This window comes from Piscinibacter sp. XHJ-5 (genome assembly GCF_029855045.1).
Lineage (GTDB): Bacteria > Pseudomonadota > Gammaproteobacteria > Burkholderiales > Burkholderiaceae_C > Albitalea.
The window spans coordinates 4,079,696-4,105,560 of the sequence record NZ_CP123228.1 but is presented as its reverse complement, the minus strand read 5'-3'; the positions used below and the strand labels follow the sequence as shown (position 1 = coordinate 4,105,560).

Annotated in this window: 20 protein-coding genes and 1 tRNA gene; 13 read left to right on the top strand and 8 right to left on the bottom strand. The window is 67.6% G+C overall.

The features are described from left to right. Nucleotides 1–61: 61 nt before the first annotated feature. Nucleotides 62–520, bottom strand: coding sequence for a hypothetical protein (locus P7V53_RS19375; protein WP_280156663.1), 459 nt, complete (start codon nucleotides 518–520; stop codon nucleotides 62–64). A 240-nt stretch (nucleotides 521–760) separates the two neighbouring features. Between P7V53_RS19375 and P7V53_RS19370 the strand changes: the two genes are divergently transcribed. The 3 genes from P7V53_RS19370 to P7V53_RS19360 all read left to right on the top strand — a co-directional run bounded on the left by P7V53_RS19370 (nucleotide 761) and on the right by P7V53_RS19360 (nucleotide 7,848). Beyond that, complete coding sequence (locus tag P7V53_RS19370; protein ID WP_280151151.1) at nucleotides 761–3,745, top strand: serine/threonine-protein kinase; 2,985 nt, start codon at nucleotides 761–763, stop codon at nucleotides 3,743–3,745. A gap of 79 nt (nucleotides 3,746–3,824) precedes the next feature. Beyond that, nucleotides 3,825–4,379, top strand: coding sequence for an ECF-type sigma factor (locus P7V53_RS19365; protein ID WP_280151150.1), 555 nt, complete (start codon nucleotides 3,825–3,827; stop codon nucleotides 4,377–4,379). Nucleotides 4,380–4,431: 52 nt separating this feature from the next. Then, nucleotides 4,432–7,848, top strand: a complete 3,417-nt coding sequence (locus tag P7V53_RS19360) for a protein kinase (RefSeq protein WP_280151149.1) — start codon at nucleotides 4,432–4,434, stop codon at nucleotides 7,846–7,848. 177 nt (nucleotides 7,849–8,025) lie between these two features. Here the strand turns inward: P7V53_RS19360 and P7V53_RS19355 are convergent, their stop codons facing one another. The 6 genes from P7V53_RS19355 to prfB all read right to left on the bottom strand — a co-directional run bounded on the left by P7V53_RS19355 (nucleotide 8,026) and on the right by prfB (nucleotide 14,437). After that, nucleotides 8,026–8,322, bottom strand: a complete 297-nt coding sequence (locus tag P7V53_RS19355) for a hypothetical protein (protein WP_280151148.1) — start codon at nucleotides 8,320–8,322, stop codon at nucleotides 8,026–8,028. A gap of 505 nt (nucleotides 8,323–8,827) precedes the next feature. After that, nucleotides 8,828–8,903: transfer RNA gene (locus P7V53_RS19350), tRNA-Thr, on the bottom strand. Nucleotides 8,904–8,928: 25 nt separating this feature from the next. Further along, a complete protein-coding gene (locus tag P7V53_RS19345; RefSeq protein ID WP_280151147.1) occupies nucleotides 8,929–9,939 on the bottom strand; it encodes a class 1 fructose-bisphosphatase in 1,011 nt (336 codons plus the stop codon). A 16-nt stretch (nucleotides 9,940–9,955) separates the two neighbouring features. Beyond that, nucleotides 9,956–12,649 (bottom strand): aminopeptidase N, encoded by a 2,694-nt coding sequence (gene pepN, locus P7V53_RS19340; RefSeq protein ID WP_280151146.1) that lies wholly within the window; start codon nucleotides 12,647–12,649, stop codon nucleotides 9,956–9,958. After that, complete coding sequence (locus P7V53_RS19335) at nucleotides 12,642–13,328, bottom strand: HAD family phosphatase (protein ID WP_280151145.1); 687 nt, start codon at nucleotides 13,326–13,328, stop codon at nucleotides 12,642–12,644. The genes pepN and P7V53_RS19335 overlap by 8 nt, the downstream gene beginning before the upstream one ends. 4 nt (nucleotides 13,329–13,332) lie before the next feature. Then, nucleotides 13,333–14,437, bottom strand: a protein-coding gene (gene prfB, locus P7V53_RS19330; RefSeq protein ID WP_280151144.1) for a peptide chain release factor 2 whose coding sequence is annotated in 2 segments (ribosomal slippage) — nucleotides 13,333–14,355 and nucleotides 14,357–14,437 — 1,104 coding nt in all. Because the reading frame shifts where the segments join, the coding sequence is not laid out codon by codon here. A gap of 182 nt (nucleotides 14,438–14,619) precedes the next feature. Here prfB and P7V53_RS19325 point away from each other — a divergent pair. The 6 genes from P7V53_RS19325 (at nucleotide 14,620) to P7V53_RS19300 (ending at nucleotide 20,861) form a co-directional block, all read left to right on the top strand. After that, entirely contained in the window at nucleotides 14,620–14,916 is a 297-nt protein-coding gene (locus P7V53_RS19325; RefSeq protein WP_280151143.1) for a hypothetical protein, read from the top strand. Then, complete coding sequence (locus tag P7V53_RS19320) at nucleotides 14,913–15,218, top strand: DUF4212 domain-containing protein (RefSeq protein WP_280151142.1); 306 nt, start codon at nucleotides 14,913–14,915, stop codon at nucleotides 15,216–15,218. Before P7V53_RS19325 ends, P7V53_RS19320 begins: the two co-directional genes overlap by 4 nt. Nucleotides 15,219–15,355: 137 nt before the next feature. Beyond that, nucleotides 15,356–15,556 (top strand): hypothetical protein, encoded by a 201-nt coding sequence (locus tag P7V53_RS19315; RefSeq protein ID WP_280151141.1) that lies wholly within the window; start codon nucleotides 15,356–15,358, stop codon nucleotides 15,554–15,556. A gap of 14 nt (nucleotides 15,557–15,570) precedes the next feature. Continuing rightward, the gene (locus P7V53_RS19310) at nucleotides 15,571–18,354 is read left to right on the top strand and encodes a sensor histidine kinase (protein WP_280151140.1); all 2,784 of its coding nucleotides are present in this window, start codon (nucleotides 15,571–15,573) and stop codon (nucleotides 18,352–18,354) included. Next, on the top strand, nucleotides 18,351–18,722 hold the full coding sequence (locus P7V53_RS19305; protein ID WP_280151139.1) for a response regulator: 372 nt from the start codon (nucleotides 18,351–18,353) through the stop codon (nucleotides 18,720–18,722). Before P7V53_RS19310 ends, P7V53_RS19305 begins: the two co-directional genes overlap by 4 nt. After that, nucleotides 18,723–20,861 carry an exonuclease domain-containing protein gene (locus tag P7V53_RS19300; RefSeq protein WP_280151138.1) on the top strand — a complete coding sequence of 713 codons (2,139 nt, stop codon included), beginning with the start codon at nucleotides 18,723–18,725 and terminating at the stop codon, nucleotides 20,859–20,861. 138 nt (nucleotides 20,862–20,999) lie between these two features. Here the strand turns inward: P7V53_RS19300 and P7V53_RS19295 are convergent, their stop codons facing one another. Next, complete coding sequence (locus P7V53_RS19295) at nucleotides 21,000–21,911, bottom strand: alpha/beta hydrolase (RefSeq protein WP_280151137.1); 912 nt, start codon at nucleotides 21,909–21,911, stop codon at nucleotides 21,000–21,002. 132 nt (nucleotides 21,912–22,043) lie between these two features. On the opposite strand from P7V53_RS19295, the gene P7V53_RS19290 reads away from it, so the two are divergent. From P7V53_RS19290 to ybaK, 4 genes are read left to right on the top strand one after another with little or no spacing between them, the layout of a single operon-like run. Further along, the gene (locus P7V53_RS19290) at nucleotides 22,044–22,556 is read left to right on the top strand and encodes a GNAT family N-acetyltransferase (protein WP_280151136.1); all 513 of its coding nucleotides are present in this window, start codon (nucleotides 22,044–22,046) and stop codon (nucleotides 22,554–22,556) included. Nucleotides 22,557–22,596: 40 nt separating this feature from the next. Beyond that, entirely contained in the window at nucleotides 22,597–24,303 is a 1,707-nt protein-coding gene (locus P7V53_RS19285) for an AMP-binding protein (protein WP_280151135.1), read from the top strand. Continuing rightward, the gene (locus P7V53_RS19280; protein ID WP_280151134.1) at nucleotides 24,300–25,361 is read left to right on the top strand and encodes an aldo/keto reductase; all 1,062 of its coding nucleotides are present in this window, start codon (nucleotides 24,300–24,302) and stop codon (nucleotides 25,359–25,361) included. Before P7V53_RS19285 ends, P7V53_RS19280 begins: the two co-directional genes overlap by 4 nt. 1 nt (nucleotide 25,362) lies before the next feature. Next, a complete protein-coding gene (ybaK, locus tag P7V53_RS19275) occupies nucleotides 25,363–25,851 on the top strand; it encodes a Cys-tRNA(Pro) deacylase (RefSeq protein ID WP_280151133.1) in 489 nt (162 codons plus the stop codon). The last annotated feature ends 14 nt before the right edge of the window (nucleotides 25,852–25,865 follow it).

Sequence of the window (25,865 nt, the reverse complement as noted above, 5' to 3'; positions counted from 1 at the left end):
CTGCAAACGCCGAGGCACAAAGGACAGCGCAGACATTCCGATCGACCCCACATGTGCGCGGTCACGCACCTGTCGAGGCGTGGCGCCGGTTTTGCGCAAAACCGAAGCCGACTGCCCGCTCGTCGGAGCAGTCCAGATGATTTCCTGACGGGTCGTGTCCGTCGTGTGGACTCACGCGCTGCACGACCGGCGTCGAAAGGTCGCGTCCGATGAGTGCGCGGGCATAGAAGTAGTCATTGCGGTCTCTCTCGCCGAGCGCGTCCAGGTCGACGTGGCCCATCGCGTCGCAGGGAAACGAGTAGCCGCGCGTCGTGTCGACAAGTTCTCGAAAGCGCAGCTCGTAGGCCTCGGCTTCCAGCCACGCGCGGCCCCCCCGACCGCGGCCTCGACCACTTCTGCTCGTGGCCCCGTCGCAGGAATCGCCGGTCCGCATGGCTGGAAAGGGCCGCTCGAATCGCGACGTCTGGATGGGACACGCCGGTGCCGTGAGGGGCACGAAGGGCAGGTTGCTGGTGCTCATGTCGATCTCCGTCGAACGGGAGGTGGCGGTGAAGGGATCGCCTGGACCGCTGTTCTCTCCCTTGCCTGCTCGGACGTGAGCCCGGCGCCTGACCGGACATCGCTGCATTCGACGGACCGGGACCGACGACGGACATGCTTGGTGCGCCTGACAGGCTCTTCAGCGCGGCTGTGCAGCCGTGTCCGCTCTGGGTTGTCGTATTCGTCCGGAGAGAGGATCATCGTCTTGCCGGAGAACGTCATGACGCCGCGAGACTTGGCAGCACTGAGCAGCCTGCTGGATGTGGCACTCGAGACGGAGCCGTCGCAGTGGGAGGAGTGGCTGGAGACCCTTGACCAGGCAGACCGGCACCTCGTTCCAGCGCTGCGCGCGATGCTCGCGGAGCACGCCCATGGCCGCCATGCGGATTTCATGGCGGCGGGGGCACGCCTCGCCGATGAGTCCCCAGCTGCCGATGACACGTTCGCCAAGGCGGGCGACGAAGTCGGCCCCTACCGGCTGATCCGGGAGATCGGCCGCGGCGGTATGGGCACGGTCTGGCTGGCCGAGTGGGCCGATGGCCGCTTCCAGCGCAGGGTGGCGCTGAAGTTGCCGCGCCTTGCATGGGCTGCCGGCCTGTCCGAACGGATAGCGCGCGAACGGGACATTGGGGCCATGCTGGAGCACCCCAACATTGCTCGACTCTATGATGCAGGCGTCGACCAGCGCGGACGCCCCTACCTCGCGATCGAATACATCGATGGAAACTCCATCGACACGTATTGCCAAGAGCATGGGCTGACGCTGCCACAGCGACTGCGGCTGTTCATGCAAGTGGCGCGTTCAGTCGCGTATGCCCATGGGCGTCTGGTCGTGCATCGCGATCTCAAGCCGTCCAACGTGCTCGTGACCAAAGACGGCCAGACGCATCTACTCGATTTTGGCATCGCCAAGCTGCTTCACGAGGCCGGCGCCGTCGGTGCGCGCTTGACACAGGAACAGGGGCGCATGCTGACGCTGCACTACGCGTCGCCTGAGCAGGTGAGGGACGAGACGATCACGGTGCAGTCCGACGTCTATTCGCTCGGCGTGCTGCTGTACGAGCTGCTCACGGGCAGCCTGCCGTACAGGCTGAAGCGGCAAAGCCTCGGTGCGCTGGAGGAGGCGATCGTCGAGGGCGAGCCCGAACTGGCGAGTACGCGCGCACCCGATAGGACCACCGCCCGCGCGCTGCGTGGTGAGCTCGACGCAGTCCTGGCCAAGGCATTGCGCCGTGCGCCTGGCGAGCGCTATCGCTCGGCCGACGCGCTGGCCGATGACATCGAGCGGCACTTGGACGGAGAGCGTGTCCTGGCGCAGCCGGACACCGCCTGGTATCGGGTGCGCAAGACCATCTTGCGGCACCGGTTCGCCGCGGCGACCAGCGGTATCGCCGTGCTTGCTGTCGTGCTGGGCGCGGGCGTCGCGGTAGCGCAGGCGATGCGAGCGAACGATGCTGCGGCGAGGTCTCAGGCCGTCAAGGATTTCGTCGTCGATGCGTTTCGCATCGATGCTCCTGGCAACCCGGCCAGCGAGCAATTGCGCGAGCTGCCGGCAGAGCTCCTGCTGGAACGCGCAGCAAGCCAGATCGAGACCCGCTTCGCCGGGCAACCTCGATTGCAGGCGGACTTGTTCGGCGTGGTCACTTCGACCTTCGCCGACATGGGCAGCGACAGGCTTGCCCACCAGTACGCCGACCGGCACCTGCAGGCACTGGTCGCCCTCCGTGCGAGTCCCAAGGAACTGGCGAACGCGCTGCTGCTGGTGTCGCAGACGCTCATCGGTTGGCGCGATGCCGTCGCTGAAGCCCATGCCCGGCAGGCGCTGGAGCTCGCCGCCGAAGACCGGCCGCTCTCGGCCCGTGTGCGCCTCGGCCTGGCCCACATCCTGTTCGAACAGAAGAAGCACGAAGAGGCGGCGATTGAACTGGATGCGGCGGACCGGCTCATCGCATCGTACGCATCCGCACCGTCCATCGAGGCGGCACGGTCGACCTATCTTCGCGCGGAACTGACGCGACGCCGTGATGGGTTTGCAGCGGCCGCGCCGCTCTACGAGCAGGCCATCGAGCGGGCCCTGCAGGTCGAGGGGCCGTTGTCGCGACGTGTGACCGGAATGCGCCTGCGGTTCGTCGACACGCTGGTTGCCGAGCGGCATGCCAAGGAAGCTCGGACCCAGCTGCAGGCGGCGCTGGATGCGCTGCGTACAGTCGGCGGGGTCGAGGATATCGGGGCCTCGATTGCAGAGGCCCACGTCGCCGCAACGATGTTCGAGGTCGGCCTCATGCCGGCAGACGAGGCGCTGAAGCTGGTCGAGCGCGCGCATGGCGTCGTGAGCGCGCGGCAGGCGCCGGAGGGCGTTCGGGCGCGTGCGGACTTCATACTTGGCAAACTGCTGCTGGACTGGGGCCATGTCGAACGAGCGTACGCATTGTTGGACCGTGCCATTCCCGTGTTGAGAGGCTGCCGGTGCCATCCCGATGAGCTGATCATGGCAGTGGCGCTGGGCCACGCCGCACGGGCCAGCGGAATCCATATCCAGGCCGACGCGGAGTTTCGGCGATCAATAGGTTTGCGCCTGTACAAGGGTGGCGCCGTCGACAAAGTGCTGCGTGCAGGTGAGGAAAGGCTGGTTGCGGTGAACCTGCGGATGCAGGGGCGCTACGACGACGCAGAAGCGGTCTTGCTCTCGCCGGCGCATTTCGAAGCCGGCCAAGCGCACTCAAGCGTCAACACGTCGCCGGCGGATGTCAATCGCGATACGGACCCCTTCTCCGGCGATGCGCATGCGGTGAAGCGGCTGGCCATCGACCGGGCGCTCATCAAGCTCGAACGCGGCGATCCCGCTGCCGCGATGGCTCTGCTGACACCGTACGCCGAGAGTGCCGAGTTCCAGCCGCTTCAGGGCCTGGAGAACGCGAGCCTGATTCGCGCCGCTGCACAGTGCGCACTGGGTCGGTCCCGCGAGGCACTTCCCGCTCTGCAAGCCATGACGGACCGGGTCGCGCAAGTCCGCTATCCCTACAGCGCCGAAGTGGCGCAGCTGCGTGCCATCACCGGGCTGTGTGCAATCGATGCCGGGGAACGCGGCAGGGCGGGCGAGCTTGCCGAACTGGCGCGACAGGCTTTCATCGAGCAGCCCGGGGTCAGTCCGTATTACAAGGTGCCGTTGCGCCGCCTGGAGAAGCGGCTCCACCGACGCCCGTGAAGGGGCGCCGGACCACTGATTGCCACCGGACTGCGAATGCGGTGCAATGCGCGTTTGACGCCTCAGGCCGGAGGGCACCATGGAAGATGTGGGTGAACTCATTGCGAGAATCCAATCCGGTGATGACAGCGCGCGTGACAAGTTGTTCGCCGCAACCTATGGTGAGTTGCGCAAGCTGGCGCGCTCCCGACTTCGCGACGGCGGCCGCAATACCGTCCTGGACACCACGGCGCTGGTTCACGAGTCCTACCTGCGCTACCTGAACTGCGGCCAACTGCGCTTGGCGGACCGGCGCGCCTTCTTCGCGTATGCGTCGAAGATCATGCGGTCGGTCATCATCGACTCGGTTCGGGAACGTCAGGCCGAAAGGCGCGGTGGTGGACTCACCGAGATCACCCTGAACTCGCAGCTGATAGCGAACGTGCCGAGCGGCGAGGCGGAGATTCTCCATGTGCACGATGCGCTTCTCGAACTGGAGCAGGCGGAACCTCGTCTGGCCCAGGTGGTCGAGATGCGCTATTTCGGCGGCTACTCCGAAGCCGAGATCGCAGAGACGCTGGAAATAACCGACCGGACGGTTCGGCGCGACTGGGAGAAGGCGCGGCTGCTGCTGCTGAATCTGCTCAACCCTTGAGTGCCGGCGAGCTGGTTGCGTTGCGTCCACAGCAGCGAAGGTTGTCGCACCCATGCGCGCCGCCGTCTCTGACATCGCGATACTGAGCCGGCTGCTCGAACAGGCTCTCGAAATGAAGCCGGCCCAGGCAGAGGGCTGGCTTGACTCCTTGCCTCGGGAACACCGGCATCTGGTGCCGAGGCTTCGATACATGCTGGCGGTGCATTGGTCCAGTATGCATGCAGGCTTCATGGAGCACGGGCCGAAGCTCAGCGACTCAGGGGCAGCGGATGAAGAAGACTTATGGAGTCCCAAGGCTGGCGATCTGATTGGACCGTGCCGGCTAGTCCGTGTGATCGGGCACGGCGGCATGGGAACGGTTTGGTTGTCGGAGCAGGCGGATGGAGCTCTGAAATCTCAAGTGGCGTTGAAGTTGCCTCATATGCGGTGGGATCGCGCCGACATCGCCGAACGATTCGCGCGTGAGCGCTCCGTCCTCTCGACACTGGCCCACCCCGGAATCACGAAGCTCCTTGACGCCGGTGTGTACCGGCACGTTCAGCCCTACCTCGTTCTCGAATACGTCCAAGGCGAACCGATCGACGTCCATTGCCGCCGATACGGTCTCGACCTGCGGGCTCGTCTCATGCTGTTCCTCCAAGTCGCAAGCGCCGTCTCCTACGCCCACCGTCAGCAGGTCCTTCATCGCGATCTGAAGCCCGCAAACGTGCTCGTTACCTCGGATGGCGCCGTCCGCCTGCTCGACTTTGGAATCGCAAAGCTGCTCGACAACGGGGCGAGCGTCGAGACCGATTTGACGAGGAAGTGGGGAAGGCCCCTCACGCTGGAGTACGCGTCACCCGAGCAATTACGGGGCGACCCTGCAGGCATCACCTCGGATGTCTACTCGTTGGGGGTCATTTTGTATGAGCTGCTCTGCGGGATGCGCCCGCACCGGCGAGAAGGCCGATCACCGGCATCGTTCGAAGCGGCTCTGCTCGGTGAGGTTCCGAGGCTGCCGAGCGAAGTGGCGGTGGAGCCGTCGATGAGGCAGGCGCTGTCCGGTGCCCTCGATGCCGTGATGATGAAGGCTCTTCGCAAGTCCATGCATGACCGCTATCCCAGCGTCGCGGCACTCGCCGATGACGTGCAGCGATTCCTGGATCGCCGGCCAGTTTGCGCACTCGACGATCCACCCCGCATTGACAGCTTGGAAGCGATGGCGAGCGGCCAAGCTGCCCGACGGTCGCGCGGGCCACCAGCCCGCGATATCGTTCTGGTCGGTCGCCAAGCAGATCGCGCTGCCGTCGCCGATCTGCTTCGCAGCCGACGCCTGGTTTCCGTGGTGGGTCATGGCGGCGTGGGCAAGACGGAGCTCGCCCGGGCGGTAGCCGTCGTCCTCACTGACGAGTTTGCCGAGGGGGTTGCCTGGGTCGACCTCGCGCCTTTGACTTCTGAAGAGCAGCTCGTGCCGGCCCTGGCCGCTGCGGTCGGCATCGAGCTCCCATCCGGCTGCGGGCAGGACCTTCTGCTCGCCGCACTGGCGCCTCGCCACCTGCTGGTCCTGATCGACAACTGCGAGCATCTTCTTGCGCCTGTCGCAAGTCTTGTCGAGCAGTTGCTGGCGTACGCGCCAGCACTGCGCGTCCTGGCCACGTCGCGAGAACCCCTGAGGGCCAGCGGTGAACAGGTGTACCGGCTCAGTCCACTGCCATCCCCGCCCGCGAATGCGAATCTGGCGCAAGCCCGGGAGTACGCTGCATTCCAGCTGTTGGAGCAGGGCATAGTTCGCGCAGATCTGGGATTCGAGTTCGATGACCGGCTTGCGTCGGTCGGAGCGGAGATCTGCGAGGCGCTGGATGGTGTTCCGCTGCCGCTCGAGATGATTGCCGCATGGGTGCCTAAGGTCGGTATCAAGGGCGTGCGCGAGATGCTGCACGAACGGCTGCGCTTGTTGCGGGGCGGGGTGCGTGGAGTTCCCTTGCGTCAGCGCAGTCTGCGCGATCTGCTCGACTGGAGCTACGGCTTGCTGACGGCTCCGGAGCAGCTCGCCTTGCGGCGGCTTTCCGCTTTCGTGGGTGCTTTCGATGTCACATTGGCTGAGCGGATGCTCGCTGACGAAAACACCGACCGCTGGAGCGCGCGCGAACTTTTGTCTTCCCTGGCCGACAAGTCGCTCGTGAGCATCGGACACGCCGACGGTCCGCTCTACCGGCTGCTGCAAACGACGCGGGTGTATTCGGTTGAGCGCGCGAAAGAGGCTGGTGAGTCGGCGGCCATCCGGCAGCGGCACGGTGCGGTGATGGTCTCCGTCGCCGCGGAGTTTGTCGACGAATACGCGACCACGACAGACGACAACGAGCTGGTGGACCGATTCAGTCGTTACTATCGCGAAGTCGAGTCCGCGTTCGATCGCGCATGTATGGCGAGCGATGCAGGAACGGTTGCCTGGACGCTGCGGGCGCTGCGCGCATTCGATGGCCTGTGCGGGATCGTCGTCGGCATGGAGGCACGCCTTGTGTCGGCAAGGCGGCTGCTTGCCGGTGCTGAGCCGCTGGTCCGCGCCAAGATCCTCAGCGCGGACGCCTCGTGCGGCTGGATACGATCGCCGTCAATCTCGCGGACCGAGGTCTCACGCCAGGCGGTTGCGCAATGGCGATTGTTGCCCGGCGAGTCTCGATCCCTTGTCATGGCACTGTGCCACCTCGGGTTCAACGCGGCGCAGGAGGGCCATCATGACGAGGCGCGATCCGCATTGCAGGAAGCACTCGCATTGGCCGATTTGATTGTTGATCCCCATTGGCGAGCGACGCGGCTGGTCTTCATTGCTCACATCGAGGGATTCCTCGGTGACCGACGTGCCTGCCTTGAGAGGCTGCGCGAGGCGTTGCCATTGGTTCTGGCCGGCGGTCGTCTGCGCTTCGCCGGGTACGTCCGGATGCACGTGATCAAGGCTGCCGTCGAGGCCGGCGACGTCGCGCTGGCTCTGTCGATGGCACCGGACGTGATGAGAAGCATGCGAACTCTCGGCCAGCGGGAATACCTCGCTATCACCTGCCATCAGGTCGCGCGTGCCGGGCTGGTCGCCGGCGACCTCGAAGCAACCCGTGTGGCGCTCGCCGAGGCGCTGCCCCTTGCGTGGGAGTTCAATCGCGTGCACGAATTCCTCGAGCCGATGGCGCACCTCGCAGCGCGACGTGGCCTTACTCCGGTCGCCGCTCGCTTGAGCGGCTTCGTCCAGGCCCTTGGCGCGACCCCACCCAAGGCGGCAGACGAACTGTGCCGTGCTGCCATGGACCCGCCCGCGCTTGAGCGAGCAATGCGTGAAGGCGCGGCGATGTCCGACAGGGCATGCCGCGAACTCGCTGCATCCGTGCTGGTTGCCAGCGATGTCATTGCGATTCACGCCGCGTGGGCTCATCTAGCGCTTCCAGCCACCCTTCCCACTCGCACGGAGCAAGGTCCATCGCCTGATCCAACAGGCGGCTGAGCGCGGCAATGTCCAGCGGCGTCACGATTGGCTTCCTGGAAGGCGAAATCTTCCTTCTCCGGACGTACCGGGGGATGGAAACCGGACATCACGTTCGCAGCGCCGCCGTTGGCATGAGGAGGTGCACATGGAGAATCCCCGCCTCGCCGCTCGGCACGTTCGCTATCGGCTGCGAGTTCAGTGTGATCTCGGTGAGTCCACCACCGCGCCTTTCGGCTTGACGTTCCCGAACCGGCCTGGGCGCCTATCCAGCGTTTCGGAGGGCCGCTTGAAATAGGGGCTGACATCCGGCTGCTCGACGAAGGCCTCACGCGCGGCTTGCGCGAGCCTCTCTGCACTCTTGCGATCACCGGATGCGAGCGCGCATGCTCCAGCCACTGCGCGAGCGCGGGCCAGTTCTGGATCGGCGCGATAGCTGCCATGGCTGACACGGGCGGCGATGCCGGCCTCGAGATGGCGCAGCCCCTCGGTCACGCTGCTCTTCTTGCCCGGCTTTCGCCGGGCACGCCGGCGTTGCGCGGCTGAACATTGACGCACAAACAGCTCGGAATGAAAAGGCCGTCGCACTGCCCGAACTCGGGCGAACGGCATACGAAAGAAAGTCGTGATAGCGGAACGCGACGAGTGGTATCTCGTGCCTGCAGGCAGCGCCGCGTGCTGGGTGTATTCCGGCCCGCGCGGCCGGCTTGGCTTTGTGCGCCTCGACCCGGGCGTCTCGGTCGCAGCGTCCGGCGCGGCGGGTCGGCGAATCGCGCCGGTGCTGTCCGGGATCGGGGCGTTGCTGCCTGCGGCATACACGCAAACCAGCCCCGCGGGAGCTCTGGTCGCGGGCGAGCCCATGCCGATCCCAACTCCCGTTGGCGCGGCCCAAGACGCGGTGCAACCCCGAGGTGCGAAGGTCATTGGGCCGCATAGGCCGCATTTGCGGCCCATGCGGCTCAAATGCGAGGGCCCGCTCGCTGGCGGGCCCTCGTGGATATGGTGCCGGTGAAGAGAGTCGAACTCCCGACCTTCGCATTACGAATGCGCTGCTCTACCAACTGAGCTACACCGGCGTAAGCCCGCGATTATAGCGGGCGATCAAGCAGGTTCCTGATGATAGCGGGTGACGCGCTCGACCTCGTGCCTGGAGCCGAGGAACACCGCGACCCGCTCGTGCAGTTTCGAGGGCTGCAGGTCGAGGATGCGTTCGCGCCCGTTGGTGGCCGCACCGCCCGCCTGCTCGACGATGAAGCTCATCGGGTTGGCTTCGTACATCAGGCGCAGCTTGCCGGCCTTGTCGGGCTCGCGGCGATCCCATGGGTACAGGAAGACGCCGCCGCGCGTCAGGATCCGGTGAACGTCGGCCACCATGCTCGCCACCCAGCGCATGTTGAAGTCCTTGCCGCGGGAGCCGGTCTTGCCGGCCAGGCATTCGTCGATGTAGCGCGCCACCGGCGGGGCCCAGTGGCGCATGTTGCTCATGTTGATCGCGAATTCCTTCGTGTCCTCGGGGATGCGCAGGTTCTCCTGTGTCAGCATCCACGCGCCTTGCTCGCGGTCGAGCGTGAACATCGCGACGCCGTCGCCCACCGTCAGCGCCAGCGTGGTCTGCGGACCGTAGATGCAGTAGCCGGCGGCAGCCTGCTGCGTGCCCGGCTGCAGGAAGTCCTGCTCGCTGACGCCTTCCTGGCTGCCGCCCTTCTTCAGCACCGAGAAGATGGTGCCGATGCTCACGTTGACGTCGATGTTGCTCGAGCCGTCGAGCGGATCGAACAGCAGCAGGTACTCGCCCTGAGGGAATCGGTTGGGCACCACGTAGATGCCCTCCATCTCCTCCGATGCCATCGCCGCCAGGTGTCCGCCCCACTCGTTGGCCTCGATCAGCACCTCGTTGGCGATGATGTCGAGCTTCTTCTGGATCTCGCCCTGCACGTTCTCGCTGTCGGCACTGCCCATGACGTCACCGAGCGCGCCCTTGTTGACGCTGATGGCAATGCTCTTGCAGGCGCGGGCGACCACTTCGATCAGCAGGCGCAGCTCGGCCGGGATCTTGCCGTGCTGCCGCTGTCGTTCGATCAGGTATTGGGTGAGGCTGACTTTGCGGGACATGGGTTCCTTCGGGTCTTCAGGTATCGGCAAGCGCGCGCGAGACGATCTCGCGCACGTCGTTGGAGAGGTCGGCCTTGGCCGCCACGCGCGCCACCGCTTCACGCGCTGCGCTGCGATAGGGCTCGGCGAGCCGGCTCCAGCGGTCCATCACGCGGGCGATGCGCGCGGCGAGCTGCGGATTGAACGAGTCCAGCTCCAGCACGCGGTCGGCCCAGAACACGTAGCCGGCCGCATCGCTGCGGTGGAAGGCCGCGGGATTGGCCATGCACAGCGCGGCGATGAGGCTGCGCGCGCGGTTCGGGTTGCGGATGTTGAAGTCGGCATGCGACATCAACGTCTTGGCCCGCGCGAACACGCGGCCGTTCGACTCGGGCGCGGTCGCCTGCAGCGTGAACCACTTGTCGATGACCAGCGGCTCGTTCTTGAACAGCTCGTGGAAGGTGGCCAGCGCCAGTTCGGCCAGCGGCGAGTGTGCGCCAATCAGCGCGCTCAGCGCGCCCAGGCGGTCGGTCATGTGGCTCGCGTCCTTGAAGCGCTGGTAGGCCCGACCCGGCCACACGCTGTCGCCGCGCGCCACGGCGTCGAGGCAGAGCATGGCAAGCGACAGGTTGGCCAGCGAGCGGCGGCCGGCCGACAGCGGATCGGGCGAGTAGCCGCCCTTGACCTGATGGGATTCGAACGCCTCCTGCCAGTCGTCGCGCAGCACATGCGCCAGCTGCAGGCGCATGGCCTCGCGCGCCGCGTGGATGCGCTGCGGGTCGACCGACTCCAGCTGCTCGGCAACGTAGATCTCGCTGGGCGGCGTCAGCACCAGCTCCTTGAATGCCGCGTCCAGCGCGGGATGCCTGAGCACGGCGCGCATCGCCTCGATGAACGGGGCGTCGAGCGTCAGCCCGCTGCCGGTGCGCACGGCCTCCAGCAGGCGGGCGAGGGCCAGCCGCTGGCCGGCTTCCCAGCGGTTGAACGGATCGGGATCGTTCTGCAGCAACAGCAGCAGGTCGCTGTCGCTCAGGCCGTCGACCACCGTCACCGGCGCCGAAAAGCCGCGCAGCAGCGAAGGCACCGGCTCCTCGTCGACGTTGACGAAGGTGAAGAATTCGCGCGCTTCGGACAGCACGAGCACGCGCTCGGTCGGGAAGCCGCCGGAAGGCGCCGCCTCGTCCTCGAGCTGCAGCGCCAGCGCTCGGCCGTCGCGGCCGATCAGGCCCATGGCCACCGGGATCACGTACGGCTGCTTGTCGGGCTGGCCAGGCGAGGGCGCGCAGCTCTGCTCGAGCAGCAGCGTGTAGGTGCGCGAGGGTCCGTCGTAGCGGCCGCGCGCGGCCACGCGCGGCGTGCCGGCCTGGCTGTACCAGCGCTTGAACTGCGGAAGCAGGCGCGCCAGGTCGCTCTGCGGATTGGCGTCGGCGATGGCCTGCGCGAAGTCGTCGCAAGTGACCGCGCAGCCGTCGTGGCGCTCGAAGTACAGCGTGATGCCGCGGGCGAAGCCTTCGCGGCCGACCAGCGACTGCATCATGCGCACCACTTCGGCACCCTTGTCGTAGACGGTGGCGGTGTAGAAGTTGTTGATCTCGACGTAGCTGTCGGGCCGCACCGGATGCGCCATCGGGCCCGCATCTTCCGGGAACTGCGACTGGCGCAGCGTGCGCACGTCGTCGATGCGCTTGACGGCGCGCGCCGAAGGCGAGCCGGCCATGTCCATGCTGAATTCCTGATCGCGGAAGACCGTCAGGCCCTCCTTCAGGCTGAGCTGGAACCAGTCGCGGCAAGTGATGCGGTTGCCGGTCCAGTTGTGGAAGTACTCGTGCCCGACGACGCTTTCGATGGCCATGTAGTCGGCGTCGGTGGCGGTGGCGGGATTGGCCAGCACGTACTTGGTGTTGAACAGGTTCAGGCCCTTGTTCTCCATCGCCCCCATGTTGAAGTCGCCCACCGCGACGATCATGAAGCGCTCCAGGTCCAGCGGAAGCCTGAAGCGCGCCTCGTCCCACACCACCGAGGCGATCAGCGAGTTCATCGCGTGCTCGGTCTTGTCGAGGTCGCCGCGCCGGACGTACACCTGCAGCAGGTGGCTCTTGCCCGAGCGCGTGGTGATCCACTGCTCGCGCGCGACCAGGTCGGCGGCGACCAGCGCGAACAGGTAGCTCGGCTTCGGGAAGGGGTCGTGCCACTTGGCGAAGTGGCGGCCGTTGTCCAGCTCGCCTTGCTCGACCAGGTTGCCATTGGACAGCAGCACCGGGTATTGCTGCTTGCTGGCGCGCAGCGTGACGGTGTAGACCGACATCACGTCCGGCCGGTCCAGGAAATACGTGATGCGGCGAAAGCCCTCGGCCTCGCATTGCGTGAAGAAGCCGCCGCACGAGGTGTACAGGCCCGACAGCTGCGTGTTCTTGTCCGGCGCGCAGGTGTTGCGGATCTCCAGCGTGAAGGGCCCGGGCGGCACGCCCTGCAGAGAGTCGATGACCAGTTGGCCGTCCTCATGGCGGAACGACACCGACTCGCCGTTGACCAGCACGCGCGTGAGGTTGAGATCCTCGCCGTGCAGCTTCAGCGCCTGCGCCGGCACGTCGACGTTGCGCTCGATCTGCATGCGGCTGATGACCAGCGTCTTCGACGGTTCCAGATCGAAGGTGAGGTCGACGGTCTTGATCCAGAACGCCGGGGCGGTGTAGTCCTCGCGGCGAACCAGGGTGGCGGTGCCTTCACGCATGGGGAGTCTCCTTGTTGTCCGGGATGCCGCGCAGCAGCGCGGCCAGGTCGATCCTCGTGAGATCGGGAACGATGGCGAGCACGTTGTCGTACCCGGTGAAGTCGTCAGCAGCCAGCGAGGTCGTCAGCGCCACCGCCTTCATGCCGGCGCGCCGCGCGGCTTCGATGCCCAGCGGTGCATCCTCGAAGACGATGCACTCGGCCGCGGGCACCCCGAGCCGGCGCGCGGCCTCGACAAAGATGTCGGGATGCGGCTTGCCGCGCACGCCGTCCGCCGGGCTGACCACGGTGTCCATGTGCGCGTCGAGGCCGAAGCGCCCGAAGGCGAGCGCCATGTTCTCCGGCGTCGAGGCGGTGCAGATGGCGAGCTTGAGGGCGCGCTCGCGCGCCGCGGCGCGCAGCGCGTCGAAGCCCTCGATCATGTCGAGCGAATGCGCCGCGATCTCGCGATACAGCAGCTCCTTCTCGTCGGCCATCGCGAGGTAGTCGTCGGCGGTGCGACCCGGCACCAGCGTGCGCATGATCTCCGCGTTGGCGCGGCCCGCGGTGGCGGTGAAGAAGCTGTCGGGTTCGAAGGGCAGGTCGCGTCGGCGATGCCATTCCTCCCAGGCCGTCTGGTGGTGCGGCATGCTGTCGATCAGCGTGCCGTCGAGGTCGAACAGCAGTGCACGAACCCGCATCGCGTCAGACACCCTGCTTCAAGCTCGCCTCGATGAACGGATCCAGGTCGCCGTCGAGCACCTTCTGCGTGTTGCTGATCTCGACATTGGTGCGCAGATCCTTGATGCGGCTCTGGTCGAGCACGTACGAGCGGATCTGGTGGCCCCAGCCGACGTCGGTCTTGCTGTCCTCGAGCTTCTGCTGCTCGGCCATCTGCTTGCGCATCTCATGCTCGTACAGCCGCGAGCGCAGCATCTGCCAGGCCTCGTCGCGATTGCGGTGCTGCGAGCGGTCGTTCTGGCATTGCACGACGATGCCGGTGGGGATGTGCGTGAGGCGTACCGCCGAGTCGGTCTTGTTGATGTGCTGGCCGCCGGCGCCGGAGGCGCGGAAGGTGTCGGTGCGCACGTCGGCAGGATTGATCTCGATCTCGATGGAGTCGTCGACCTCGGGGTACACGAAGACCGATGCAAACGACGTGTGGCGGCCGCCCGAGGAGTCGAACGGGCTCTTGCGCACCAGCCGGTGCACGCCGGTCTCGGTGCGCAGCAGGCCGAAGGCATAGTCGCCCTCGATCTTGATGGTGGCGCTGCGGATGCCGGCGACGTCGCCTTCGCTCTCTTCCATCACCTCGGCCTTGAAGCCCTTGCGCTCGCAGTACTTGAGGTACTGGCGCAGCAGCATCTGTGCCCAGTCGCAGGCCTCGGTGCCGCCCGCGCCCGCCTGGATGTCGAGGAAGCAGTTGCTCGGGTCGGCCGGGTTGTTGAACATGCGGCGGAACTCGAGCCCGTCGACGATGGCCTCGAGCTTGGCCGCTTCGGCCTCGATGGAGGCCATGCTGTCGACATCGTCCTCGGCCTTCGACATCTCGTACAGCTCGGTGTTGTCGGCGAGATTGCTGCTGAGGTGGTCGATGGTCTCGACCACGGTGTCGAGCACGCGCTTCTCGCGGCCCAGCTCCTGGGCGCGCTTGGGCTCGTTCCAGACGTTGGGGTTCTCGAGGGCCGCGTTGACTTCGTTCAGCCGCAGCGCTTTGCGGTCGTAGTCAAAGATACCCCCTTAGCGCTTCGGTGCGCTGAGTCAGATCGGCAAGCTTCGCGCCGATCGCGTTGATGCGTTCGATGTCCATGGGATTGAGATCCGGTGAAGGGGGCGGATTTTCGCATGCGGGCGGCGGCGCCCCCCGGGCCCGCCGGTGCACAGGCGGGATGCCCCGAGGGTTTATCCGAATCGCTGCGACCATCCGGGCGCGCCGGCCCTGCGCGATCGCTCGCTAGACTGCGCACGAAGTCTTCGTCGCTCCCCACCCGCATGCTGCTGGCCATCCTGTCCGTCAAGCTCGTGGCCGAGATCGCCCTCATGGCGCTGGCGGGCCGGTGGCTCCTCGGCCTGCTGGCAGGTCCGCATCGCCAGGCGAACATCTTCTACCAGCTGCTGGACGTGCTCACCCGGCCGTTCGTGCGGGGCATGCGTGCCGTCACGCCGAGCGTCGTGCTGGACCGTCACATGCCGCTGGCGGCATTCGTGGTGCTGTCACTGGTCTGGCTTGCGGCAACGCTGGCGAAGATCGAGGTCTGCCTGCGCATCGGGGTGCAGGCGTGTCGGTGAACCTTCGGCCCCAGGCGGCCCCGCCAGCCGAAGAGCCATTCGCCCCGGCGCACGACGAACGCCTTCGCCCCCATTGGCGTGCCAACCTGCGGCTGACGGCGGGCCTGCTGGCGATCTGGTTCGTGGTGACCTTCGGGATCGGCTGGTTCGCGCGCGATCTCGACTTCAATTTCTTCGGCTGGCCGTTCAGCTTCTGGGTCGGCTCGCAGGGGGCGTTGATCGTGTATGTGCTCATCACGGCGTACTACGCCCGGCGGATGGGCCGCCTGGACGAGGAGCACGACGTGGCCGAGAGGGACTGAGCCTCTCGGCCGCCGCCGCGGCGGTCAGTCGTCGTACTTCCGTAGACGCCGCCCCGGCCCCGAGTTTCGCGTGGCGACCTGCGCCTGCGTGCGGTTACTACAATCGTCACCCCCAGGTCCGAGTAACCGGAGGACGCATGGCTCATCGCGCGGTGCAAGCGCAGCGGCTGGTCGCGGTTTTCGTGCTCGGATGCCTGCTGTTCAGCTTTCCGCTGCTCTCGCTGTTCGACACCGCCGGCACGGTGTTCGGCATTCCGGCCCTGTATGCCTATCTCTTCGGCGTGTGGCTGGGGCTGATCGTCCTCGTGATCCTCGTCGTCGAGCGGCCGCGACACTGATCCGGAGCCGGCACATGCTGCACGGTGGCGTGATCCTGCTGATCTCCTTCGCCTACCTCGGCATCCTGTTCGCCATCGCCTACTACGGCGACAAGCGCGCCGACGCGGGCCGCTCCATCATCGCCAATCCGTACATCTACGCGCTGTCGATGGCGGTGTACGCGACCTCGTGGACGTTCTACGGCAGCGTGGGGCGCGCGGCCGCCAGCGGCGTCGGATTCCTGCCGATCTACCTGGGTCCGACGCTGGTGGCGGCATTGTGGTGGCTGGTGCTGCGCAAGATGATCCGCATCAGCAAGGTCAACCGCATCACCTCCATCGCCGACTTCATCGCCGCCCGCTACGGCAAGAGCGCGCTGCTCGGTGGTCTCGTCACGGTGATCGCGGTGATCGGCATCATTCCGTACATCTCGCTGCAGCTCAAGGCGGTGTCCAACAGCTTCATCCTGCTGCTGCAATACCCGGAAGTCGTGATGCCGGTCAAGGGCCGCGAGGTGATGGTGTTGCAGGACACGGCCCTGTACGTGGCGCTGCTGCTGGCCGCGTTCACCATCGTGTTCGGCACGCGCCACCTCGACGCCACCGAGCGCCACGAGGGCATGGTCGCCGCGGTGGCGTTCGAGTCTCTGGTCAAGCTGCTCGCCTTCGTCGCCGTCGGTGTCTTCGTCACCTTCGGCCTGTACGGCGGCCTTGCCGACCTGTTCGGGCACGCCGTCCAGCGTCCCGACATCGCACGGCTGCTGGTGCTGGGCGACAAGCCCGGCACCTACGGCTCGTGGGCCTGGCTGATCTTCCTGTCGATGCTGTCCATCCTGTTCCTGCCGCGGCAGTTCCAGATCAGCGTGGTCGAGAACGTCAACGAGCACCACGTCTCGAAGGCGATGTGGCTGTTTCCGGCCTATCTGCTGGCCATCAACGTGTTCGTGTTGCCCATCACGTTCGCGGGGCTGATGCACTTCCCGCCCGGCAGCGTCGATGCCGACACCTTCGTGCTGACGCTGCCGATGGCGCACCGCCAGGAGTCGCTCGCGCTGTTCGTCTTCATCGGCGGGCTGTCGGCGGCCACCGGCATGGTGATCGTCGAGACGATCGCGCTGTCGACGATGATCTGCAACGACCTCGTGATGCCGCTGCTGCTGCGCTGGAAGGCGCTTGCGCTGGCCGAAAGGCGCGACCTGTCGGGCCTGCTGCTCGGCATCCGCCGCGGCGCCATCGTCGCGCTGATGATGCTGGGCTATGCCTACTACCGGGTCGCCGGCGAGGCCTATGCGCTGGTGGCCATCGGCCTCGTGTCCTTCGCTGCGGTGGCGCAGTTCGCGCCCGCGATGCTGGGCGGCATGTACTGGCGCGGCGGCACCCGCGCCGGCGCCCTGACAGGCCTGTCGCTCGGCTTCGCGCTGTGGGCCTACACGCTGCTGCTGCCGTCGTTCGCCAAGTCGGGCTGGCTGCCCCTGTCCTTCATCGAACAGGGACCCTTCGGCATCGCGCTGCTGAAGCCGCTCGCGCTGTTCGGACTGAAAGGGCTCGACGAGATCAGCCATTCGATGTTCTGGAGCATGCTGTTCAACGTCGGCGGCTACGCGGCGGTGTCCCTGCTCGGCCGGCAGGGCATCCGCGACCGTGCCCAGGCGCTGCTGTTCGTCGACGTCTTCAAGGTGGCCGGCCGCGGTTCGAGCCTGTGGCGCGGCAGCGCGTCCGTGCAGGAGATGGTGATGCTGGTCGGGCGCTTCCTGGGGCCGCAGCGAGCGCAGGAGGCTTTTGCGGGATACGCCGAGCGCGCCGGCGCCGGCGGGATCGACGATCTCGCGCCCGATGCGGCGCTGATGCACTTCGCGGAAACGCTGCTGGCCGGCGCGATCGGCGCGTCATCGGCGCGGGTGATGCTGGCCTCGGTGGTGAAGGAAGAGCCGCTCGGCATGGACGAGGTGCTCGACATCCTCGACGAAGCCTCGCAGGTCATCGCCTACAGCCACCAGCTGGAGCAGAAGTCGCGTGCGCTGGAAGCCGCCACCGCGGAACTGCGGGCCGCCAACGAGCGCCTGAAGGAGCTCGACCGCCTGAAGGACGACTTCATCTCCACCGTGACCCACGAATTGCGCACGCCGCTCACGTCCATCCGCGCGTTCTCCGAGATCCTGCACGAGGACCCGCAGATGCCGGCCGATCGGCGCAGCGAGTTCATCGCCATCATCGTCAAGGAAAGCGAGCGCCTGACGCGCATGATCAACCAGGTGCTCGACCTGTCCAAGCTCGACTCGGGAAACGCCGAGTGGCACTCGAGCGAGGTCGACCTGAAGGAAGTGATCCACGACGCGGTGTCCGCCACCAGCCAGCTCGTGCTCGATCACGGCGCCAGGCTGCGCCTGGACCTGCCCGACGACGTGCCGCGCGTGCCCGCCGACCGCGACCGGCTCATGCAGGTCATGCTCAACCTCATCTCCAATGCGGTGAAGTTCTGCCCGCGCGAGCAGGGCGAGATCGCCATCGCGCTGCGCGTGCTGCCCGATGCGCTGCGGGTCGACGTGAGCGACAACGGCATCGGCATCGCGCCGCAGGACCACGAGCTGATCTTCGAGAAGTTCCGCCAGGTCGGCGACACGCTGACCGAGAAGCCGCAGGGCACCGGCCTCGGACTGCCCATCAGCCGGCGCATCGTGCAGCACTTCGGCGGCCGGCTGTGGGTGCGCAGCGCGCTCGGGCAGGGCGCGACCTTCTCGTTCACGCTGCCGCTCGCCGCGCCGGGCGTCCCGGCGCGCGAGCCCGACGCCGTGCTCGTGGAAACGGAGGACCGATCGTGAGCAAGACCGTGCTGATCGCCGACGACGAGCCGAACATCGTCATCTCGCTGGAGTACCTGCTGCAGCGCGAGGGCTACCGCGTGCTCGTGGCGCGCGACGGCCAGGAGGCGCTCGACACGGTGGAGCGAGAGCGCCCCGACCTCGTGCTGCTCGACGTCATGCTGCCCAGGGTGTCGGGTTTCGATGTGTGCCAGACGCTGCGCGCGAATCCGGCGCTGGCCCGCATGCGCATCGTCATGCTCACCGCCAAGGGACGCGACGTCGAGATGAGCAAGGGCTTGGCGCTCGGCGCCGACGCCTACATCACCAAGCCGTTCTCCACCCAGGACCTGCTCCAGCAGATCCGGGCGCAACTGGAGGCCGGCTAGATGGGCGTGAACCTGCGCTTTGCCGCCCGGCTGGCCCTGCTGACGCTGTTCGTGCTGGGCCTGATCGGCATCGTCGGCCTGGCGCTGGTCATCGACATCGATCCCGCGCAGCGCGGCGCGCTGCGGGCGCTGCTGAAGGAACGACTGCCGCTGCTGGTCATCCTCGCGCTGATGCTGCCGTTCCTGCTCGGCGCCTTGCTTCGCTGGTGGATGTGGGCCTATCCGATGGCCGCCGCCCGGATGGCCGAGGAAGTCACGGTGATCCAGATGGTGAATCCGCAGCACCGCGTCTCGCTCACCGGCGGGCGGGAGATGCGCCTGCTCGGCGACGCGGTGAACGCGCTGGCCGGCGTGCGCGAGCAGGCCGGCCGGCAGGTGCAGGCGCGCATCGACGATGCGAACGCTCGCCTGGAGGAGGAGAAGAACCGCCTTGCCGCGCTGATGTCGGAGCTGACGCACAGCGTGCTGGTGTGCAATCGCGAAGGCCGCATCCTGCTCTACAACGAACGCGCGGCGCGGCTGCTCGAGGCCGGGTCGGCCCAGGCGGGCGCGCTGCCCGTCGGCCTCGGGCGCTCGGTGTTCGGCATCCTGGATCGCGGGCAGATCCTGCACGCGCTGGACCGCATCGGGCGTCAGGCCGACCAGGACGTGGCGCGTCCGGTGGCGCGCTTCGTCACCGCGCGCAACGACATGCTGCTGCGGGTGCAGATGGCGCCGGTGCTCGATTCGCAGGGCGAAGTGGACGGCTTCGTGTTGCTGCTGGAGGACATCACGCGCTCGGTGGAGTCGGACACCCGGCGCGAGCAGCTGCTGCGCCACCTCACCGAAGGCACGCGCGCGTCGCTGGCCAACATCCGGGCGGCGGCCGAAACGGTGCAGCACTATCCCGACATGGACGCCGAGCGGCGCCGTCGCTTCACCGCGGTGATCCGCGACGAGGCCGAGCAGTTGTCGGTGCGGCTCGAGGCGGCGGTGGCAGCGCAGGCCGATGCGCCGGGCTCCTGGCCGCTGGAGGACATGATCTCGGCCGACCTCGTCTACGCCCTGCAGCGCAACATCGAGCGGCAGCTCGGCATCACCGCGGCGCAGCGCGATCCGGGCGAGGCGATCTGGCTCAGCGTGGACAGCCATGCGATGGTGCAGGCGCTGACGAGCCTCACGAGCCGGCTCGTCGCTCGATTCGCCATCCGCTCGGTGGTCATCGAGACGCTGCCGGCCGGCCGCTTCGCGCGGCTGTCGCTGTGCTGGCTGGGGCCGGCCCTGGCGCCGGAGGTGCTGCGCGAGTGGCAGGACGAGCCTTATGCGCCGGACATCGGCGCGCGGGGCCCCACCCTCGAGCAGGTGCTGCGCCGCCATGGTGCGGAAACCTGGGCGCAGTCCGACCGGCAGGGCGGATCGAGCCGCGTCTGCATCCAGCTGCCGACCGCGCGCCTGCTGCCGGCTTCGGCCGCGCACGCGGCGCCGGTCGCAATCCGGCCGGTCTATTACGACTTCGATCTCTTCAGCCAGGGCGGCGACACGCCTGAACTCGACGAGCGGCGGCTGGCCGAGCTGACCTATACGGTGTTCGACACCGAGACGACCGGGCTTGCGCCGTCCGAAGGCGACGAGATCATCTCGATCGGCGCGGTGCGCATCGTCAACGGCCGCCTGCTGCGCCAGGATTGCTTCGACCGGTTGATCAAGCCGCGGCGCATCGTGCGCCGCGAGTCGTTCGAGGTGCACGGCATCTCGAACGAGATGCTGGCCGACCAGCCTCCCATCACCGAGGTGTTGCCCCAGTTCCAGCGCTTCGCCGAGGACACCGTGCTGGTGGCGCACAACGCCGCCTTCGACATGCGCTTCCTGCAGCTGGCCCAGGAGCGCACCGGCGTGCACTTCGTGCAGCCGGTGCTCGACACGCTGGTGCTCTCGGCGCTGGCCCATCCGGGGCATCCCGACGCCGAGCACCGCCTGGAGCTCGTCGCCGCGCGGCTCGGCATCGAAGTCGTCGGCCGGCACACCGCGCTGGGCGACGCCGTCGTCTGCGGCGAGATCTTCCTCAAACTGATTCCGCTGCTGGCCGAGCGCGGTATCTGCACGCTGCGGCAGGCGCGGGAAGCATCGCAGAAGACGCTGTACGCGAAGCTGGAGTATTGAACCACCCCCGTAGCGCCTTCGGCGCTCCCCCTCGAGGCGGCGCCTCCGGCGCACCGGCGAAGCCGGATCCGCAGAGGCCGCTGGAGGGGCGCTTCGTGCCTCGCTCAGATGGTTCGAGCTGTGGCGAAGGGCGGTGGCTCAGCCTAGAAACCGCTCCATGCGCAGCGCCAGCTCGCGCGGCTGGTCGTGGTGCAGCATGTGCCCGGCGCCTTCGAGCACGTGGCGTTCCAGCTGCGGTACGACGGCGAGGCGGGCTTCGAAGTCGGCGCGTGGGTAGCGGTCGCCCCACCCGGCGCCGGGATCGGACTGAGCGCCTTCCACCCACATCACCGGGCAGGCGATCCGCTTCCAGCATTCGAGCACCTCGGCCTTCTGGTACAGCACCGGATTGCTGCGCCTGTGCGCCGGGTCGCCCAGAATCTCCCAGCGGCCGTCGGCGCGTTGCCGCGACCAGTGCGCGGCCAGCCAGGCCGCGCGCGCCTCGGGCAGCCGCGGATTGGTCTTGCGCAGGCGCTCGGCGACCCCCTCCAGGCTGTCATACGGGCGCAGCTGCGCCGGCTGCTTGAGCTCGTCGAGCCACTGCGCATACCGCTTCGGCGCCTGCTGCGGCCGCGATTCCGGCAGGCCGAAGCCTTCGAGGTTGATCAAACGACGGATGCGCTCGGGGCGCACGCCGGCGTAGATCATCACGACGTTGCCGCCCATGCTGTGCCCGAGCAGGTCGATGGGGCGATCGGGCACCAGCGCATCGAGCACGGCCTCGAGGTCGCCCAGGTAGTCGGGAAACCAGTAGCAGTCGGCGGCGGGCGACTCGCTCAGGCCGAAACCGCGCCAATCGAGCGCATACACCAGGCGATCGGTGGGAAGGTCGTCGACGACGAACTGGAACGACGCGCCCACGTCCATCCAGCCGTGCAGCATGAAAAGCGGCGGTCGTTGCGCCGTGGCGAGGGCGTCGTCGCCCCATTGCAGCACGTGCAGGCGCAGGCCGCGCACATCGAGAAAGCGGCTGCGGCTCGCACGCCGCTCGGCGTAGGGGCTGGCATTCATGCGGCCGACTATAGGAGCGCGCGCCCCGCGGTGCTGCCGCACGGGTGACAGGGTCGGGCCGGCGGTGCCCGCGACAATTTCCCCCCAGACGTTGGGGTCCCACGGCGCACGAATGGGCCGAGAATCCGCCCGATGAGCGCACCCGTCCCCTTCACCCTTCGCCCCGCCGAGCTGCGCGACGTCGCGCCCATCGTCCAGCTGATCCGCGAGCTCGCCGAGTTCGAGAAGCTCACCCACCTGCTGCAGGTCACGCCCGAGCGGCTGCGGCCGCATCTGTTCGGCGAGAAGCCCGTCGTCGAGGCCTGGGTGGCCGAGCTGCCGGCCGATGCGGTGGCCGAAGGCGAGAGCACGGTGGTCGCCTTCGCGCTGTTCTTCACCAACTTCTCCACGTTCCTCGCGCAGCCGGGGCTGTACCTCGAAGACCTGTACGTGAAGCCGGCGCACCGCAATCTGGGCATAGGCCGGGCGCTGTTCACGCGCCTGGGCAAGCTGGCCGCCGAGCGCCACTACGGCCGTTTCGAATGGAGCGTGCTCGACTGGAACGAGAACGCCATCCGCTTCTACGAGAAGCTCGGCGCCACCGTGATGCCCGAGTGGCGCATCTGCCGCATCGCCGGCGAAGCGCTGCAGCAGTTCCGCGCTTGACCCGATGCGCGCGCCGCGCGCTGCAACGTAAGCTGGGCGCATGTCCGCCGCCGACCGCTACGCCGAGCTGTACACATCCTTTCGCTGGCGGGTGCCGGCACGCTTCAACATCGCCGAGGTCTGCTGCGCGCGCTGGGCACGCGACACGCCGGACGCGGTGGCCATCCACCGGGAGCACGAGAACGGCAGCACCGCGACGCTGCGCTTCGACCAGCTCCAGCGCGAAGCGAACCGGCTCGCGAACGCGCTGCAACGCCTGGGCGTGCGCGCCGGAGACCGTGTGGCGATCGTCATGCCGCAGCGCTTCGAGACGGCCATCGCACACATCGCCGTCTACCAGCTGGGCGCCGTTGCGATGCCGCTGTCGATGCTGTTCGGCCCCGACGCGCTGGAGTACCGGCTGAACGACAGCGGCGCCCAGGTCGCGATCGTCGACGAGAGCGCCATCGACAACGTGCTGGCCGCGCGCGGTGCCTGTCCCGGTCTGCGCCGCGTGGTCGCCGTGGGCGCCGCCGCCGGGCAGGGGGACGTCGACTGGACCGACGCGGTGGCCCGCGAGGCGGACAGCTTCGCCGCGGTGAAGACGCGCGCCGACGATGCCGCGGTGCTCATCTACACCAGCGGCACCACCGGCCCGCCGAAAGGTGCGCTGATTCCGCAGCGCGCGCTCATCGGCAATCTGAGCGGCTTCGTCTGCAGCCAGAACTGGTTTCCCCAGGACGATGCGGTGTTCTGGTCGCCCGCGGACTGGGCCTGGACGGGCGGCCTGATGGACGCGCTGCTGCCCAGCCTGTATTTCGGCCGCCCCATCGTCGCCTACCAGGGGCGCTTCTCGCCGCAGGTCGCCTTCGATCTGATGCAGCGTCACCGCGTCACCCACACCTTCCTGTTCCCGACCGCGCTGAAGGCGATGATGAAGGCCTTCCCCGAGCCGCGGCAGCGCTTCGCGCTGAGGCTGCGCGCCATCATGAGCGCCGGCGAGGCCGTCGGCGACGCGGTGTTCGACTACTGCGCCCGGCAACTCGGCGTCACCGTCAACGAGATGTTCGGCCAGACCGAGATGAACTACGTCGTCGGCAACTGCTCGCTGCACTGGCCCGCGCGGCCGGGCAGCATGGGGCGGCCCTACCCCGGGCACCGGGTGGCGGTGATCGACGACGGGGGCCGCGAATGCCCGCGCGGCACGCCCGGCGACGTCGCGGTGCATCGGCGCGACATCCACGGCCATCCCGATCCGGTGTTTTTCCTCGGCTACTGGAAGAACGAAGACGCCACGCGCCGCAAGTACACCGGCGACCTCGGCGATTCCTGGTGCCGCACCGGCGACACCGCCGTGATGGACTCGGACGGCTACCTCTGGTACCAGGGACGCAGCGACGATGTCTTCAAGGCTGCGGGCTACCGCATCGGGCCGAGCGAGATCGAGAACTGCCTGGTCAAGCACGAAGCGGTGGTCAACGCGGCGGTGGTGCCCAAGCCGGACGCCGAGCGCGGCGCAGTGGTCAAGGCCTACGTGGTGCTGGCGCCCGGTGTCCAGGGCGATGCCCGCCTGGTCGAGGCGCTGCAGCAACACGTGCGCGGCAAGCTGGCGCCGTACGAGTACCCGAAGGAGATCGAGTTCATCGATGCCCTGCCGATGACGACGACGGGGAAGGTGCAGAGGAGGGTGCTGCGGTTGCGCGAGGAGGAGAGGGCGCAAGCCTCATCGGGCAAACTCACGCCTCCCCCACGGAGCGACCACGGATGAACCTCATCTCCCTCGGCGGCAGCGAGCTGCGCGTGACACCGGTGTGCCTCGGCACGATGACCTTCGGCGAGCAGGTGGACCAGGCGGGCGCTCACGCGCTGCTGGACCGCGCCGTCGAGCGTGGCGTGAACTTCATCGACACGGCCGAGATGTACGCCGTGCCGGCGCGGCGCGAAACCTACGGCGCCACCGAACGCATCATCGGCGAGTGGTTCCAGGCGCGCCCCGGCATGCGGGAACGTGTCGTGCTGGCGACCAAGGTGGCCGGGCCCTCGCGCAACATGGACTGGGTGCGCAACGGCAGTGCCGACCTCACCGCGGCCGAGATCGTGCAGGCCTGCGACGACAGCCTGCAGCGGCTTCGCACGGACCACATCGACCTGTACCAGATCCATTGGCCCAACCGCAACGTGCCGATGTTCGGCGCCCTGTACTTCGACCCGACCAAGGACCGCGCATACAGCTCCATCCATGAGCAGCTCGAGGCCATGGCGCGGCTGGTCCGGGCCGGCAAGGTGCGCTGCATCGGGCTGTCCAACGAGACGCCGTACGGCGTCTGCGAATTCGTCCGCGTCGCCGAGCAGCACGGACTGCCGCGCATCGCGAGCGTGCAGAACCCGTATGCGCTGGTGAGCCGCAGCCTCGACAACGGGCTCGACGAGTCGCTGTACCGCCACGGCGTGTCGCTGCTGGCCTATTCGCCGCTCGCCTTCGGCGCGCTGACGGGCAAGTACGACGACGTCGGCCTGGACACGCCCGGACAGCAGCCAGGGCGGCTTGCGATCTTCGAGTCGATGAAGCAGCAGCGCTGGGGCCGGCCGGAGGCGCTCGAGGCGGCGCGGCAATACAACGCGCTGGCGCGCGCCCACGGCCTCACGCCGACGCGGATGGCGCTGGCCTTCTGCTACACGAGCTGGCGCGTGGCCAGCACCATCATCGGCGTCACCACGCGCGCGCAGCTCGACGAGAACCTCGACGCCTGGGGCACGCAGCTTGCGCCGGAGCTGCTCGCGCAGATCGACGCCATTCGCTGGAAGCTTCGCGATCCCGCGCAGTGAGATGGCGAAGAAGTCGCCTCATGTCAGCGAGACGCCGGCGACCCAGTGGCTGCGGCGCCATGGGGTGCCGTTCAGCGAGCACGTGTACGACTACGTCGAGCACGGCGGCACGGCGGAGTCGGCGCGCCAGCTCGGCGTGCCGGAGCACCAGGTGGTGAAGACCCTGGTCATGCAGGACGAGCGCGCGCAGCCGCTGATCGTGCTGATGCACGGCGATGCGCAGGTGAGTACCAAGAATCTCGCGCGGCAGATCGGCGCCAAGTCGGTCGAGCCGTGCAAGCCCGAGGTCGCCCAGCGCCACAGCGGCTACCTGGTGGGCGGCACGTCGCCTTTCGGCACGAAGAAGGCCATGCCGGTGTACGTGGAGGAGACGGTGCTCGCGCTGCCCTCGATCTGCATCAACGGCGGCCGGCGCGGATTCCTGGTCGGGGTCGACCCCCGGATGCTGGTGGACCTGCTGGGGGCGAAGGCGGTCAATTGCGCGTTGTGACGCGGTGGCCGACA

Coding starts and splice junctions, on each gene's coding strand:
- P7V53_RS19375 (WP_280156663.1), bottom strand. CDS start 520: ATGAGCACCAGCAACCTGCCCTTCGTGCCCCTCACGGCACCGGCGTGT.
- P7V53_RS19370 (WP_280151151.1), top strand. CDS start 761: ATGACGCCGCGAGACTTGGCAGCACTGAGCAGCCTGCTGGATGTGGCA.
- P7V53_RS19365 (WP_280151150.1), top strand. CDS start 3,825: ATGGAAGATGTGGGTGAACTCATTGCGAGAATCCAATCCGGTGATGAC.
- P7V53_RS19360 (WP_280151149.1), top strand. CDS start 4,432: ATGCGCGCCGCCGTCTCTGACATCGCGATACTGAGCCGGCTGCTCGAA.
- P7V53_RS19345 (WP_280151147.1), bottom strand. CDS start 9,939: ATGTCCCGCAAAGTCAGCCTCACCCAATACCTGATCGAACGACAGCGG.
- pepN (WP_280151146.1), bottom strand. CDS start 12,649: ATGCGTGAAGGCACCGCCACCCTGGTTCGCCGCGAGGACTACACCGCC.
- P7V53_RS19335 (WP_280151145.1), bottom strand. CDS start 13,328: ATGCGGGTTCGTGCACTGCTGTTCGACCTCGACGGCACGCTGATCGAC.
- P7V53_RS19325 (WP_280151143.1), top strand. CDS start 14,620: ATGCTGCTGGCCATCCTGTCCGTCAAGCTCGTGGCCGAGATCGCCCTC.
- P7V53_RS19315 (WP_280151141.1), top strand. CDS start 15,356: ATGGCTCATCGCGCGGTGCAAGCGCAGCGGCTGGTCGCGGTTTTCGTG.
- P7V53_RS19310 (WP_280151140.1), top strand. CDS start 15,571: ATGCTGCACGGTGGCGTGATCCTGCTGATCTCCTTCGCCTACCTCGGC.
- P7V53_RS19300 (WP_280151138.1), top strand. CDS start 18,723: ATGGGCGTGAACCTGCGCTTTGCCGCCCGGCTGGCCCTGCTGACGCTG.
- P7V53_RS19295 (WP_280151137.1), bottom strand. CDS start 21,911: ATGAATGCCAGCCCCTACGCCGAGCGGCGTGCGAGCCGCAGCCGCTTT.
- P7V53_RS19290 (WP_280151136.1), top strand. CDS start 22,044: ATGAGCGCACCCGTCCCCTTCACCCTTCGCCCCGCCGAGCTGCGCGAC.
- P7V53_RS19285 (WP_280151135.1), top strand. CDS start 22,597: ATGTCCGCCGCCGACCGCTACGCCGAGCTGTACACATCCTTTCGCTGG.
- P7V53_RS19280 (WP_280151134.1), top strand. CDS start 24,300: ATGAACCTCATCTCCCTCGGCGGCAGCGAGCTGCGCGTGACACCGGTG.
- ybaK (WP_280151133.1), top strand. CDS start 25,363: ATGGCGAAGAAGTCGCCTCATGTCAGCGAGACGCCGGCGACCCAGTGG.